Origin of the sequence: Nocardia sp. CC213A (genome assembly GCF_030766805.1) — a bacterium.
In the GTDB taxonomy this organism is placed as follows: domain Bacteria; phylum Actinomycetota; class Actinomycetes; order Mycobacteriales; family Mycobacteriaceae; genus Nocardia; species Nocardia otitidiscaviarum.
The window spans coordinates 39,722-53,680 of record NZ_JASFXA010000009.1 but is presented as its reverse complement, the minus strand read 5'-3'; the positions used below and the strand labels follow the sequence as shown (position 1 = coordinate 53,680).

Sequence of the window (13,959 nt, the reverse complement as noted above, 5' to 3'; positions counted from 1 at the left end):
TCGCCGCCGCCGGGCCAGGCCCGGCGTGGGGCGAGTTGCCGCCGTCGTCAGGAGCGCGCGTCGCCCGTCGGAACGGTGGGCCGACAGGCGGGGCCGATCCGCCGCCGCTGCCCGGTCGTGGTGTCGGCCCTCGGGATTGCGCGACCGCACGGTTCCGCCGGGCGTGTCGCCTCGGCGGTCGGTGCGGCCACGGTCTGGCATCGAACAGCCGGGTCAGCGCACGCCGAGGCGGGCGAGTACGTCCGACTCGACGCCCGACAGTTCATTGGAGATGGAGGCGTGCACGGCGCGGCGGCGCTGGACCGGCATCTGGTCGGCGGTGCGCACGGCGGCGCTCAGGCTGTCCAGGCGGTCGCGGGTGGCGGTGGCGAACTTCTTGGTGTCCACATCGGCGTCCTTGGACTCCAATTCGCCGATCGTGGTCTCCACGTTGGCGATGCGCGCGCGCAGTTTCGCACCCGGTCCGGAGAATTCGCTGAGCTGATCCAGGCCGATTCCCAGCTGTTGCGCCCGGCGGTTGTCGATCTGGCCGCGCACGAAGGTCGCGCCGCGGTACGCCAGCGGGGCCAGCACCGGCACCAGGATCCGCGCCACGCCGAGGTACTTGCGCACCTGCGCCGCGCTGAACAGCTCCCGCTCGGCCCGCGCCGCCACCTTGAGCGCCGCCTTCTCCTCCGCCTCGAGCGCCTTGATCTGCGCCTTGGCCACCTTCTCCTGGGTGCGGATCTCGGCCCGGTTGCGCTTGCGCTCGTTCTTGGCCCCGAGCTTGGCCTCGATCGCCGCCTTGTGCTTGAGGGCCTTCGCCTCCGCTCGGCGGCTGACCCGCTTCTTGCGCTTGGTGAACAACCCCATAGAACGGCCTCCGTCACGCTGGTTCGCCATGGCGGCACAGGCCGGGGAATTCGCCCGTCCGCCCATGTCACACGGTTTGCCGCCCACAGTAGCGGGTCCACACCCGCGACCGTGACCGTGATGCCCGTTTACCGGCGCGCGGGCAGCCCGGTCGGCGTCCGTACGAGGGGAGCGCCGGGTGCGGACGAAGCCGCCGGGCGGCAGCGTGGCACGAAGGGAGCCGGCGGACACCAGGGCGGGGTGCACAGCGGCGAGCCAGGTGGAGAGGTCATGCGATGCCGCGGAACGACTCGAACCTCGACCCTCGCCGGTTGCAGGTCCGCGCCGTGGTGATGTCACGCCGGCGCGGCGAGCGTTGCCCGCCTTTTCCCGCTTCCGCCGGGCGAGGAGAGGGGCGGGCGGATGGGGGTGTCGGGGGCTCACGCCATACTGCTATGCGTGGATTCGGGCATTGGCGACCGGCTGGGTCGCGACAGACACGGCGCTGCCGACGATCGGCGACCGGCCGATACGGCGGCCGTCGGGTCCGAGTCGACGGCCGAGTTCCGTACCGAGCGAGTGTCTTTCATCGACGCGCGGGCGCTGATCGGCTGCCGTCACCGGCTGCATCTGGACGCCCTGCATCCGGGGGCGATGTCGGGCGTGGCCGAGGACGCCGGGGTGAAGCAGCGGCGGGAGGCGGCGCAGGCGCATCGGGAGAATGTGCGCGACACGCTCATCGCGGCCGATCCGAACCGCTGGGTGGTGATCGACCCGACCCGCTCGGCCGCGCAGCGCGCCGAGGCCACCATGGCGGCCTGCGCGGCGGGCGTCGACCGCATCTGGGGCGCGCTACTGCCGCAGGAACCCGACACCGGGCGGCGCGGCGGCTGCGAAATCCTGTGGCGGGACGCCGATCGCGGCGGCTACATCCCGATCATCGTGGTGAACCACAAGGTCACCGATCCGCGCCAACCCGACCCGGCCGACTACCACCCCACCACCAGCGACCTGTACCGCTGGAATCCGCGGCCGGACAAGCACGTCCGCACCCGCCCGCAGCAGCGCGACCAGCAGCGGCTGGCCCACCTCTACCGCATGTTGCAGCGCCACGGCTACGCCAGCCCCGCCCTGGTCGGCGGTGCCATCGGCTATCACTTCGACCGCATCCTGGTGCACGACCTGGGCCCGATCCTCGACGACTACGACCAGCGCTACGCCGATCGGGTCGCCGTGGTGCGGGGGGAGTTGCCGACCATTCCGTCGAAGGTGCCCGAGTGCCGCCAGTGCCCGTGGTGGACCCGCACCGCCCCGACGGCCCTGGGGCAGCGTGCCGCCGCGGCCGCCGACGACACCAGAACCGCCGACGACACCAGAACCGCCGACGACACCAGAACCGCCGACTACACCGCAACGGCCGACGACACCGCAACCGCCGACGACACCACGGCCCGCGCCGAATCCGCGCCCGTCAACGGCGCGGCGATCACGCCCGCGACGGTCCCGGTAACCTCCGCCGAGACCGCCGACCCGGTCGCCGTGGACGCCCTCGCCGGCGCGTGCGAGAAGTGGCTGATCGCCCACCGCGACATCAGCCTGGTCGCGCCCGGCTCGCGCGCCGAGGTGCTGCGCCGCCACGGCGTCGACACCATCGACGATCTGGCCGGATGGACCGGCGACGATCCGGACGACTGGCAGTACGAGCCGTTCACCGAGACCGTGGTCACCGCCCGCGCCTGGGCCACCGGCGCACCCCTGGTCCGCCGCGTCGACCGGGTCACGGTGCGGCGCGCGGACGTCGAGGTGGACGTGGACCTGGAGAGCTTCCAGGAGCACGGGGCCTACCTGTGGGGCACCCTGCTCGACGGCGTCTACCGTCCCTTCGTCACCTGGGATCCGCTACCCACCCCGGACGAGGGCCGATCCTTCGCCGAGTTCTGGAACTGGCTGATGGGCATCCGCGCCGAGGCGAAGGCCAGCGGGAAAACCTTTGCCGCCTACTGCTATTCCCGCACCGCCGAGGACAAGTGGCTCTACGAGTCGGCCCGCCGCTTCGCCGGGCAACCGGGGGTGCCCACCGAGAAGCAGATCCAGCAGTTCGTCGACGGGCCGGACTGGGTGGACATGTTCCAGGCCGTCTCCGAGCAGTTCATCTGCCCGAACGGCAAGGGCCTCAAGAAGATCGCCCCCGTCGCCGGATTCGCGTGGCGTGATCCGGAGGCCAGTGGCGAGGCGTCCATGAGCTGGTATCGCCTGGCCGTCGGCTACGAGGGCGATCCGGACCTGTCCCAGCGCACCCGCATCCTCGAGTACAACGAGGACGATGTGCTGGCCACGAAGATCCTGCGGGACTGGATGACCGATCGCGCGGATGCCGAGGTTCCCGCCATCGCCGATTTCGCGCGTCGTACCATCACGACGTGACCGATCACGTCGAACAACTGGAGTTTCAGGCCGAGACGCATCAGCTCCTGGAGCTGATGATCCACTCGGTCTATTCGAACAAGGACACCTTCCTGCGGGAACTGATCTCGAATTCCTCCGACGCTCTCGACAAGCTGAGGCTCGAGTCGTTCCGGGACAAGGATCTGACCGCCGACACTTCCGATCTGCACATCGAACTCGAGGTGGACCGGGACAACCGGGTGCTGACCGTGCGCGACAACGGCATCGGCATGTCCCGCGCCGAGGTCGTGGATCTGATCGGCACCCTCGCCAAGTCCGGCACGGCGGAGCTGCGCAAGCAGCTGCTGGAGGCCAAGAAGTCGCAGACCGAGGCGGAGGAGCTGATCGGCCAGTTCGGCATCGGCTTCTACTCGACCTTCATGGTGGCCGACAAGGTCACCCTCACCACCCGCAAGGCGGGCGAGACCGGCGGCACCCGCTGGGAGTCGAACGCGGGCAGCTCCACCTACACCATCGAGGAGCTGGACGAGGCCCCGCAGGGCACCACGGTGCAGCTGCACCTCAAGCCCGCCGACGAGGACGATCACCTCTTCGATTACACGCAGGAGTGGAAGCTCCGCGAGATCGTCCGCAAGTACTCGGATTTCATCGCCTGGCCCATCCGCATGGATGTGAAGCGCACCGTCACCGAGGGTGAGGGCGAGGAGAAGACCGAGAAGGAGATCACCGAAACCCAGACGCTGAACTCCCAGAAGGCCCTGTGGACCCGCCCCAGGAGCGAGGTGTCCGAGGAGGAGTACAAGGAGTTCTACAAGCACGTCTCGCACGCCTGGGACGATCCGCTCGAGATCATCCCCATGAAGGCCGAGGGCACCTTCGAATACCAGGCGCTGCTGTTCGTTCCGTCGCACGCGCCGTTCGACCTGTTCGCGCGGGAGCACAAGCGCGGCGTGCAGCTGTATGTGCGGCGGGTGTTCATCATGGACAACTGCGAAGAGCTGATGCCGGAGTATCTGCGCTTCGTCAAGGGTGTGGTGGACGCGCAGGATCTGTCGCTGAACGTCTCGCGCGAGATCCTGCAGCAGGACCGGCAGATCCGGGCCATCCGCAAGCGGCTGGTCAAGAAGGTGCTGTCCACGGTCAAGGACATGAAGGCCGCCGGGCAGGCCGAGGACGGGGACGCCTCGAAGTACGAGACGTTCTGGAAGGAATTCGGCCGGGTCGTCAAGGAGGGTCTGCTCTCCGACACCGACAACCGCGAGACCATCCTGAGCATCGCCTCGTTCGCCTCCACCCACTCCGAGACCGAGCCCACCTCGCTGGCGGAGTACGTGGAGCGCATGAAGGACGGCCAGTCCGCGATCTACTACCTGACCGGCGAGTCCCGCCAGCAGATCGAGAACTCCCCGCATATGGAGGCGTTCCGGGCCAAGGGCATCGAGGTGCTGGTGCTCACCGATCCGGTGGACGAGATGTGGGTCGGCGCGGTGCCGGAGTTCGACGGCAAGCCGTTCCAGTCCATCGCCAAGGGTGAGGTGGATCTGGAGACCGAGGAGGAGAAGAAGGAATCCGAGGCCCTGCGCGAACAGCAGGAGAAGGATTTCGCCGAGGTGCTGAAGTGGCTGGGGGAGACCCTGGCCGAGGAGGTCAAGGAGGTGCGCCTGACCAACCGGCTCACCACCTCGCCCGCCTGCGTCGTGGGTGATGTGTTCGACTTCACCCCGATGCTGGAGCGCATGTACCGCGCTTCCGGGCAGGACCTGCCGCACACCAAGCGCATTCTGGAGCTGAACCCGGCGCATCCGTTGGTGACCGGTCTGCGCGATGCCTTCGCGCAGCGTTCGGCGGAGGAGAGTTCGGATCTGGCCGAGACCGCCGAGCTGCTGTACGGCACCGCGGTGCTGGCCGAGGGCGGCGAGTTGAAGGATCCGGCGCAGTTCGCCCGCATCCTGGCCGAACGGCTCACCCGCACCGTCTGATCTGGAGGGAGTGTCCGCGGGGGCGGGCACTCCCACCAGAAACAACATCAGTGGTCGGTTATGCGTACCCGATCAAGATTGTGACCATCGACATGTTTAGGCGATTTCGGGAACTCGCCTTCGTAGCGTACGTTGTACTTCTTGGTCGTTGGTTTTTCGTGTTCATGCTTGACACATGCTCGCGCGGAACATTGTGCGGGCGTCGCTTCTCTTGGCATCCAAGTAGCAAGTCGCCGTCTGAATCGACCCGGTCGCCGTGACCGCGGCGACCGTTATATAAGAAACACCCTGTCAGGAGAAGGTAATGGTTCAGGGCACCGTCAAGTGGTTCAACGCGGAGAAGGGCTACGGCTTCATCTCGCGCGAGGGTGGCCCCGACGTTTTCGTCCACTACTCGGAGATCGAAGGCACCGGCTACCGCGGCCTCGAAGAGGGCGAGCAGGTCTCGTTCGAGATCACCGAGGGCAAGAAGGGCCCGCAGGCCTCCGCTGTGCGCAAGCACTGAGACATATAGCGCTTAGATAGGCTTAGAATATTCGAGCTAGCCAGTTCGAAGACCAAGGCCCGCACCGAATCTCGGTGCGGGCCTTGTGGTTTTCCGCTCGGCCCGGGGCCGGGGGCAGCGCCGCCGGTCTACCTTTCCGTCGGGGGTGTGGGGGCGAAGCCCCCACGACCCAGCGTCAGCGCGGAGCCATGCGCAGCGCGCCGTCCATGCGGAAGGTCTCGCCGTTCAGGTAGTCGTGCTCGGCGATGTACTGCGCCAGCTGCGCGTACTCGTCGGGACGGCCCAGCCGCGACGGGAAGGGGACGCCCGCCTCCAGACCCTTGCGGTACTCCTCGGTGACACCGGCGAGCATCGGGGTGTCGATGATGCCGGGCGCGATGGTGTTCACGCGAATGCCGAACTGCGCCAGGTCGCGGGCGGCCGGAATGGTCATACCGGCCACGCCGCCCTTGGATGCGGAGTAGGCGATCTGCCCGATCTGGCCCTCGAACGCCGCCACCGAGGCGGTGTTGATGACGACGCCGCGCTGGCCGTACTCGTCGACCGGCTCGGTCTTGGCCATGGCCTCGGCGGCCAGGCGCATGACATTGAAGGAGCCGAGCAGGTTCACGGTGATGACCGTGCGGAACAGCTCCAGATCGTGCGGTCCGTTCTTGGACAGGATGCGGCCCGCCCAGCCCACACCGGCGCAGTTGACGACGATGCGCAGCGGCACACCGGACTCGACGACCTTGGCGACCGCGGCGGCCACCTCGTCACCGCTGGTGACATCGGTCGGGATCAGGGTGACACCGGCGGGCACGCTGTCCCCGGCGCGCTCGATCGACTGCGGCAGGTCGAACCCGAAAACGGTGGCGCCCAGGTCGGCGAAGCGCTTGGCGGTCGCGGCGCCCAGACCGGACGCGCCTCCGGTGACAATTGCGGCGGAGCCCGAAATCTCCACGGTGATTGGTCCTCTCCAACGGTGGACGGCCTCTCGCTGGCCTTCCGTCAATAGCACGATAACGGTGGGCCGCAGCGCCGCTGCGACGGGTCCGGACGTCTAGTTTGCGAACACTGCTGTTCGTTGAGTGCTACCGTCATCCCATGAAAGCCCGCTCGGCCCGTTGGCTACGCCGCTTCGGTTCGCCTCCCGATATCGAAGGACGACGGATTCTGGTTACCGGCGCGGCGCGCGGGATCGGAGCCGCCCTCGCCCGGCAGCTGCACGCGCACGGCGCCCGGGTGGCCCTGCTCGGCATCGAGCAGGACCTGCTGGCGCAGGTGGCCGCCGACTGCGGGGACGCGCCGTGGCGCTACTGCGATGTCGGCGATCCGACCCAGGTCGAGCGGGTGATCACCTCCCTGGTGAGCGAACTCGGCGGACTGGACGCCGTGGTCGCCAATGCCGGTATCGCCCGGCAGCTGCCGCTCATCGGCGGCGATCCGGCGGTATTGGAGGAGACGCTCACCGTCAATGTGCTCGGCGTCTACTACACGCTGCGCGCGGCCGGACCGCATATCGCCCACGCGGGCGGCTACGCGCTGCTGGTGTCCTCGCTGGCGGCGGCCATCCACCTACCCCTGGCGGGGGCGTACAGCGCCTCCAAGGCCGCCGTCGACGCGCTCGGCAACACGCTGCGAATCGAATTGCGGCACACCGGAGCTCGGGTCGGCATCGCCTACTTCGCTGAACTCGACACCGAGATGACCGGGCGTGGCTTCGGCACCGAGGCCGCGCACGCCATCCTGGGCCGCGACACCGTCTCGAACGTGGCCCCGCTCGGCCCGGCCATCGACGGTCTGGAACGCGCGCTGGCACGCCGATCGCGGCGGGTCGTGTCACCCTATTGGGTGGGCCCGCTGCTGTGGTTCCGCGGCATCGGGCAGTGGGCCGTGGATACGACGCTGCGGTCGGGTGTCGCCTCCGGCGTGGAGATCGCCCGCACCGAGGTGGCGCCCTACACGACCGACCAGCCCGCCCGCCCGCGCCGACTGCGGCGGCCCGCCCGAACACGCACGACGGAGAGCGTATGACCGACTCGGCAGTCACCGCCCGCCTGCCCCGCGGCCGCCACGGCCTGCCCCGGGAGACCGTGGTGCGCGCCCAGCGCGACCGCATCCTGCTCGCGATGGCCGAGGCGATGGCCGAGAACGGCTATGTCGGCACACCGGTCGCGGCCATCATCAAACGCGCCGGGGTCTCCCGGGAAACCTTCTACGAGCAGTTCCGCTCCAAGGAGGACTGCTTCGAGGCCGCCTTCGAACGCGCGGTGGAACTGCTGCTCGCCGGCATCCTCGACGCCACCGGCCGCAGCCCCGACGGGGAGACCCAGCGGCAGCGGCTGGAGCGGCTGCTCACCTCCTACCTGGACGGACTGTCCGCGCACCCCGCCTATGCCCGACTGTTCCTGGTCGAGGTCTACGCCGTCGGCAGCGAGGCCATCCACCGCCGCACCAGCCTGCAGGAGACCTTCGTCGCCATCGTCGGCGACGTGCTGGGCGCGGAAACCGAACAGCAGCTATTCGCCTGCCAGACCCTGGTGGCGGCCCTGAGTTCCATGGTCACCGCGTGTATCGCCACCGACGACATCGAGGGACTGCACGACCTGCGGGAGCCCATGCTCGACCTGGTCGCCCGCAGCGGGGACCTGTTCGGGACGCCGCTGGCGCAGGATCAGCAGCACGAGCCCGGCCAGGACGGGTAGTACGGCGGCGGCGAGCGCGGTGGCCGCGGGACCCAGCCGCGTCACGGTGCCCAGTAGCGTCAGCCCGCCGAAGTAGAGGAACAGCAGGCCGGAACAGGTGGCGATGGCACGTTCGGGAATATGCCTGCCCACGGTGACGCCGACGGCGATGGCCAGCGCGCCCGCCGCCACCATCCCGACCACCGAGCCGATCCACACCGCCAGCCAGCCCCGGTCGGTGGCCAGCGCCATGGTCGCGAACATGGTGCGGTCGCCGAGTTCGGCCAACATGAACGCGGACAGCACCACGAAGAACGCCGAGCGCGAGGTGGGCCGGGTGGTCGCCGTGCCGGGGTCGTCGGCGGCCGGTGCGGGCAGCACGTCGCGCAGCGTCCACAGGCCCACGGCCAGGAAGATGACGGCGGCGAGCAGCGAGATCAGCTCGGTCGGCAGCGCCGCGCCGAGGAAGTGGCCCACCCCGACGGCCATGAGGTTCACGGCCACGCTCGCGGTGGCGATCGCGCTCAGCACCACCCACCAGCGGTAGCGCAGCGCGAAGGTCAGCGCCATGAGTTGCGATTTGTCGCCCAGTTCGGCGAGGAACAGTGCGCCGAAACTCAGCAACACGGTGGTGATCATCGTTCAGGCTCCCAGGGCTCCGGCCTGTCGGCTGAACGACACAGAGCCCTTCAGCCGACACCGCACCGGCAATTCGGATCGGTTGTCATCGGCCGAAGGTCTCGCCCACCGGAAATCCGGTTCCCGCAGCCGGATCCGCCACGGGACCAGTATGTCGACTGCGCGATTGGGGGCTACTCCCCTTCGCTGTCGGCCACTCTACCCCGGCAAACCGCCCGCCGCCAACCCGACGTAATCGAAATCGCAATGCGCGCAATAAGTTTGGGAGTCCTGCGCGGTGGTTTCGGGAACCCTCACGCGGCCAGCAGCATGGCCAGAACCGCAGTGTCGGGGTCGCTGATCGGATCGACGCCCACACGCGAAACCATGGAGGTCACCACGCCGTCGCAATCGGTCTCCACCCAGGCCGCGCGATGTTCCAGCCCCAGATGCGGCACCCCCGGCAGCAGCACGCAGCCCGATGCCGCGCCCGCCAGTTCGGGCAGCGACGGCCGCGTCTCGCGCGGCGGATGCAGCATGAGCAAGGCCGATGGCACATGCTCGGCAAACCGTCCCGGCTGCAATGCCTCGTCGCCGAGCACCGGCCCCTCGGCCAGCACCAGCCCCACCGTGCCGGGCTCCGGATCGTCGGGCAGATCGTCCCGGGTCCCGAACACCGTCGTGGTCGGCAGCAGCCCCGGCAGGCTGGCCACCCGCACGGCCAACACCAGCAGTTGCGCCCACTCCTTGGTGGAATCCGGCCACCGCCCGGAGATCAGGAATCCCCGCAGCGCTCCGCGCGCCTGGAACGGCGTCACGCCGATATGGTCGTTCGTATTCATCTCTGCCTCCCGAGACCCGAAATCGGGGCGGCCCTGCCCGTCCTACCTGTAGGGATACCCAGGTTGCCCGGAACTCAACTGGCACACAAGTACCAGAGATTGCTAGCAGACGGGCACGCCGGCGGGTAACCGGCGGCACGGACCGTCGCGGCGCGGCCGAACTAGACCGTCAGCAGGCCCTTGGTGCGGCCCGGATGATTGGTCGCGACCCAGCTGACGCCCAGGTCGGCGCAGAGCTGGACGTCGTCGGCGTCGTCGACGGTCCAGCAGTAGGTGGCGCGGCCCGCCGCGGCGGCCTTGTCCACCAGGTCGGGGTGTTCGCGCAGGGTGCGCACCGAGGGGCCGACGGCCGTCGCGCCCACCGTGGTGGCCGCGCCGCCGGAGAGGTAGAGCGACGACTCACCGAGCAGCACCGTCGGGAGCAGCGGCGCGGCGCGGCGGATGCGCCAGACGGCGGTCGCGGCGAAGGACATGACCACGGCGCGGGAATGGTCCGCGGAGGCGGGGGTGGCGATGCCGTAGCGCTGCAATTCGTTCAACAGCGTGGTCTCCACCAGCGCGCCGTACCGGACCGGATGCTTGGTCTCGATGAAGAGTTTGGTGGGGCGGCTCTTCCAGTCCAGCACCAGCTCGATGAGCTGGGCGAGGGTGAGCACGGCGGCGGGCTCGCCGTCCGTCCCGAAGTCGAGGGCCTCGAGTTCGGCGAGGGTCATCTCGCTGACCGCGCCGGTGCCGGAGGAGGTGCGGTCGACGGTGCGGTCGTGCACGCACACCAGCTGGCCGTCCTTGGTCAGTCGCACATCGCATTCGACGCCGTCGGCGCCCTCCTGGAGTGCGAGTTCGTAGGCGGCGAGGGTGTGTTCGGGTTTCGCCGCCGATGCGCCCCGATGCGCGACCACGAACGGCGCACGACTGTCCCGGCTCACTTCGCCAATACCTCCTCATGCTCGAATTCCGGCGAACCGTCCGGGTTTTGGGGCTCACCGGCCGGTGCACTCACGGTGGCCTCATCATTCCCGACGGCGGCGCGCGCCGCGCGTTCGGCGGAACCGCCCGGCCGCACCGGCTCGATGACGGGTTCGGCCGGAGCCGTCGCCACGGTCCAGCGGTGCCCGGCGCGCGGGCGTCCGAGCACATCCAGCCCCTCGCAGCCGCGCAGCACCCAGAGCGTCAGCACGGCCACGCCCGCGGCGACCAGGTCGGTGACGGCGGTCCACAGCACGCCGTCGGCCTCGGCCTGCAGCGAATCCGGCAGCCGCCACAGCAGCGCGCCGAACACCATGAGGGCGTTGCCGATCCAGACGCCCCACCAGATCCGGACGGCCCGCAGCAGCCGCGGATCCGCGCGCCGCCGCGCCACCTCGGTGAGGAAGACGCCGGGCCACAGCAGATTCGCGACCGGGACCAGACAGCCCAGGGCCAGCATGAGCGACGACCGTGGATCCCGTTGCCCGGCCTCGGCGTATGCGGCGCGCCGGAGATCGGCGAGCCGTCCGACCACCGCGACCGCGCTGACCAGCGCCAGCAGCAGGGCGGCCAGGGCGGTGGTGTAGACGAGCGCGTCGGAGAGCGCCAGCAGCCACGGTTCGATGAGCCGGGTGCGATTGCGCAGCAGGATGCCGTAGCGGCCCAGTTCGGCGAGTCCGGCGGCGAGGAACACACCGGCGGTCACGGTCAACAGCAGTGGTACCCGGGCGGCGAGCCGGTCCCATCGCCCGGCCGGGGCGACGGCGGGCTGCGGCGGCACGTCGCGCAGCCCCCAGCGCGGGATTCGGGTGTAGTGCGGGGTCTGCCACGAGCCGGAGCGGCGCGGGCCGGGCGCGGGGGACTTGCGGCGGCCGGGCGGCCGGGCCACCCACCGGTAGTTGCGGCGGGCGGGCGGGGCGTCGACGGGCGCGGGCGAGAGCAACACGCCGTGACAGCGCGGACACCAGTGCAGCGGCGTGCCCTGCACTGCCCAGCGCGCGCCGCAGCGGGCGCAGGGTTGCACCACCGGCGATCGCGTCGGCGATCGCGGAACGGAACTCACCGGACGTGTCCCCCCTTCATCTAGTAGATCTTCGCCTGTTGCTCGTCGTCGCCGGCGAGCGGACGGCCCGCCTGCTGCCAGGCGACCATGCCGCCGGATACGTGCAGGACCTCGTAGCCGATGTGCTCGAGGTACTGGGCCACCTGGATCGAGCGACCGCCCTGGCGGCAGATCACGTACACCTGGGCGTCGATATCTATTTCGTCGGTGCGCGCCGGGACGTCGACCATGGGGATGTGGATGGCGCCCGGCGCGTGGCCGAGCCGCCACTCGTCGGGTTCACGGACGTCGAGCAGGAGGGCGGGCACGCTGTCGGTCGTGCCCCACGGCTCGGCGGCGTCGAACTCCGCGGGCACGGCGTCGATCGGTACCGAGGGGATGTCGGGGCTCGTCACCCTGTCGATCCTGCCACGGGGGCGCGGCGGCGGGGGAGTTCCATTCCGGTCGAGCGGCAGGTTATCCACATAATCCACAACCTGATCCACAGGTCGAGACCTGTCCGGAATGTCCGGCCGAGCGCCCCGGTAGGTCCCCTCCACGTGCCGGAGCGTTCGGCCGGATATCTCTTTCGACGCAGCACCGGAACGATCGGTTCCCGGTGGAACCGTAAAAAACGACAACACTGCACAAAAACGAAAATCCCCGGTTCACGCAGGCACTTTCGGTAGCCTCGGACCATGGATACGAGCAGGGGGCTACTCGACACTCTGGACACCAACGGACTCAACACCGCCCTGTCCGAGGCGACCTGCCTCGGTATACAGGTCGAACCGGCAAATGCTCGGCTACGGCTCGAACTCGATGTGCTGACCTTGCCGCTCGACGGGCCACCGCCCGCCGACTGCGCGGTTTTCCTCACCCTCTCCGGCGTCAGCCGGGTCGCCGCCTCCTTCCGTCGCCAGCAGTGGGACGACCTGGAGCCGGAAATCCTGCCCGCCACCCTCGAGACGCTCGGTGACGCGGTGCGCAGCTTCGGCGGCGGCGCACTGCACGGCTGGGAGTTCTTCGACCTCGACGACAGCAGCTGGGCGCTGTGGCGGGAACTGCTCAGCTTCGACACCGTGCTCGGTGCGGGCGAGGGCGCGCACATTCTCGAGTTCTCCCAGGAGGAGGGCATCGACCCGCGCGAACTCGATATCCGCGTGTGGTTCGACCGGGTGAGCATCCAGGACTGCCACGGCCACGAGATCCCGGTCGCGGATTTCATCGCGGGCGGCATGCGGTGGTGGGAAGCGCACGACAGGTGCGATCCCCGCACCATGCGGCCGGATATCGTGCCGGCGCTGTAGCCGGGCGCAGTTCCGCGCGACGACCTATGTGCCCGGGCCGCCGATCGGGCACCGCACGCCGGTGCCGTGGTCGGGGCAGTAGCCGCCGGGGTTCTTCGCCAGATACTGCTGGTGATAGCCCTCGGCGTAGTAGAACGCGGACAGATCCGGTAGCGCGGCGATCTCGGTGGTGATGCTGCCGTACCCGGCCGCGGTCAGACATTCCTGATACGCCGCCGCGGTCTCGTGCGCGATGTCGGCCTGCCGGTCGTCGAGAGTCAGGACGGCCGAGCGGTACTGGGTGCCGCGGTCGTTGCCCTGCCGCATGCCCTGGGTCGGATCGTGGTTCTCCCAGAACCACCGCAGAATTCCCGCGTAGTCGACGACCTCGGGGTCGAACGCGACCAACACCGCCTCGGTATGCCCCGTGCGCCCCGAACACACCTCCTCGTAGGTGGCGTTGGGCGTATAGCCCCCGGCGTATCCGACGGCGGTACTGTGCACGCCGTCGTGCAGCCAGTAGCCCTGCTCCGCACCCCAGAAACAGCCCATGGCCACCACCGCGACCTCCGTGCCCGCGGGGAACGGTGGTTTCAGCGGATGCCCGTTGACGAAATGTCGCTCCGGGACGACCAGCGGCTCGGCACGGCCGGGCAACGCCTGCTCCGGCGTCACCGGCACGGCCTGCGGCAGTCGTATGCGGGCTACGAGTTCGTCGTACCACGACATGGGTTCGATGCTACGGCAGCCGTCTCGGCCCGAAGCGGGGCCTGTTTGCGCCGGTGCTGCGCGGGCACCGTCCACTTGCTGGGATT

13 protein-coding genes and 1 pseudogene are annotated in these 13,959 nt (G+C 69.3%); 6 read left to right on the top strand and 8 right to left on the bottom strand.

Features of this window, described 5'->3' with window-relative positions; translation table 11 throughout:
• Positions 1-213: 213 nt before the first annotated feature.
• Complete coding sequence (locus QJS31_RS18055; protein WP_282780712.1) at positions 214-852, bottom strand: DUF6474 family protein; 639 nt, start codon at positions 850-852, stop codon at positions 214-216.
• 438 nt (positions 853-1,290) lie between these two features.
• Between QJS31_RS18055 and QJS31_RS18050 the strand changes: the two genes are divergently transcribed.
• The 3 genes from QJS31_RS18050 (at position 1,291) to QJS31_RS18040 (ending at position 5,721) form a co-directional block, all read left to right on the top strand.
• Complete coding sequence (locus tag QJS31_RS18050) at positions 1,291-3,255, top strand: TM0106 family RecB-like putative nuclease (protein WP_372341567.1); 1,965 nt, start codon at positions 1,291-1,293, stop codon at positions 3,253-3,255.
• Entirely contained in the window at positions 3,252-5,216 is a 1,965-nt protein-coding gene (htpG, locus tag QJS31_RS18045; protein ID WP_282780717.1) for a molecular chaperone HtpG, read from the top strand. Before QJS31_RS18050 ends, htpG begins: the two co-directional genes overlap by 4 nt.
• 304 nt (positions 5,217-5,520) lie before the next feature.
• A complete protein-coding gene (locus tag QJS31_RS18040; protein ID WP_029930487.1) occupies positions 5,521-5,721 on the top strand; it encodes a cold-shock protein in 201 nt (66 codons plus the stop codon).
• 175 nt (positions 5,722-5,896) lie between these two features.
• Here QJS31_RS18040 and QJS31_RS18035 read toward each other — a convergent pair whose 3' ends face one another.
• Positions 5,897-6,664, bottom strand: coding sequence for an SDR family NAD(P)-dependent oxidoreductase (locus QJS31_RS18035; protein ID WP_306357225.1), 768 nt, complete (start codon positions 6,662-6,664; stop codon positions 5,897-5,899).
• Positions 6,665-6,807: 143 nt separating this feature from the next.
• Here QJS31_RS18035 and QJS31_RS18030 point away from each other — a divergent pair, with 143 nt between their 5' ends.
• Together QJS31_RS18030 and QJS31_RS18025 are read left to right on the top strand one after the other, a co-directional pair.
• On the top strand, positions 6,808-7,737 hold the full coding sequence (locus tag QJS31_RS18030) for an SDR family NAD(P)-dependent oxidoreductase (RefSeq protein ID WP_282780719.1): 930 nt from the start codon (positions 6,808-6,810) through the stop codon (positions 7,735-7,737).
• A pseudogene (locus QJS31_RS18025) lies at positions 7,734-7,901 on the top strand (TetR/AcrR family transcriptional regulator); the annotation flags it as partial. The gene QJS31_RS18030 and the pseudogene QJS31_RS18025, both read left to right, overlap by 4 nt.
• 321 nt (positions 7,902-8,222) lie before the next feature.
• Here the strand turns inward: QJS31_RS18025 and QJS31_RS18020 are convergent.
• From QJS31_RS18020 to QJS31_RS18000, 5 genes are all read right to left on the bottom strand, one after another.
• The gene (locus QJS31_RS18020; RefSeq protein WP_306357224.1) at positions 8,223-9,026 is read right to left on the bottom strand and encodes a TMEM165/GDT1 family protein; all 804 of its coding nucleotides are present in this window, start codon (positions 9,024-9,026) and stop codon (positions 8,223-8,225) included.
• Between the two features lie 293 nt (positions 9,027-9,319).
• The gene (locus QJS31_RS18015; RefSeq protein ID WP_029930482.1) at positions 9,320-9,847 is read right to left on the bottom strand and encodes a hypothetical protein; all 528 of its coding nucleotides are present in this window, start codon (positions 9,845-9,847) and stop codon (positions 9,320-9,322) included.
• Between the two features lie 161 nt (positions 9,848-10,008).
• Complete coding sequence (locus QJS31_RS18010) at positions 10,009-10,773, bottom strand: glycerophosphodiester phosphodiesterase (protein ID WP_282780723.1); 765 nt, start codon at positions 10,771-10,773, stop codon at positions 10,009-10,011.
• The gene (locus tag QJS31_RS18005) at positions 10,770-11,840 is read right to left on the bottom strand and encodes a DUF4328 domain-containing protein (protein WP_306357223.1); all 1,071 of its coding nucleotides are present in this window, start codon (positions 11,838-11,840) and stop codon (positions 10,770-10,772) included. Before QJS31_RS18005 ends, QJS31_RS18010 begins: the two co-directional genes overlap by 4 nt.
• 56 nt (positions 11,841-11,896) lie before the next feature.
• Complete coding sequence (locus QJS31_RS18000; RefSeq protein WP_282786269.1) at positions 11,897-12,271, bottom strand: rhodanese-like domain-containing protein; 375 nt, start codon at positions 12,269-12,271, stop codon at positions 11,897-11,899.
• Between the two features lie 282 nt (positions 12,272-12,553).
• Here QJS31_RS18000 and QJS31_RS17995 point away from each other — a divergent pair, with 282 nt between their 5' ends.
• Positions 12,554-13,165, top strand: a complete 612-nt coding sequence (locus QJS31_RS17995; RefSeq protein ID WP_143983333.1) for a hypothetical protein — start codon at positions 12,554-12,556, stop codon at positions 13,163-13,165.
• A 24-nt stretch (positions 13,166-13,189) separates the two neighbouring features.
• Here QJS31_RS17995 and msrA read toward each other — a convergent pair whose 3' ends face one another.
• Positions 13,190-13,873, bottom strand: a complete 684-nt coding sequence (gene msrA, locus QJS31_RS17990; protein ID WP_282786268.1) for a peptide-methionine (S)-S-oxide reductase MsrA — start codon at positions 13,871-13,873, stop codon at positions 13,190-13,192.
• Between the last annotated feature and the right edge of the window lie 86 nt (positions 13,874-13,959).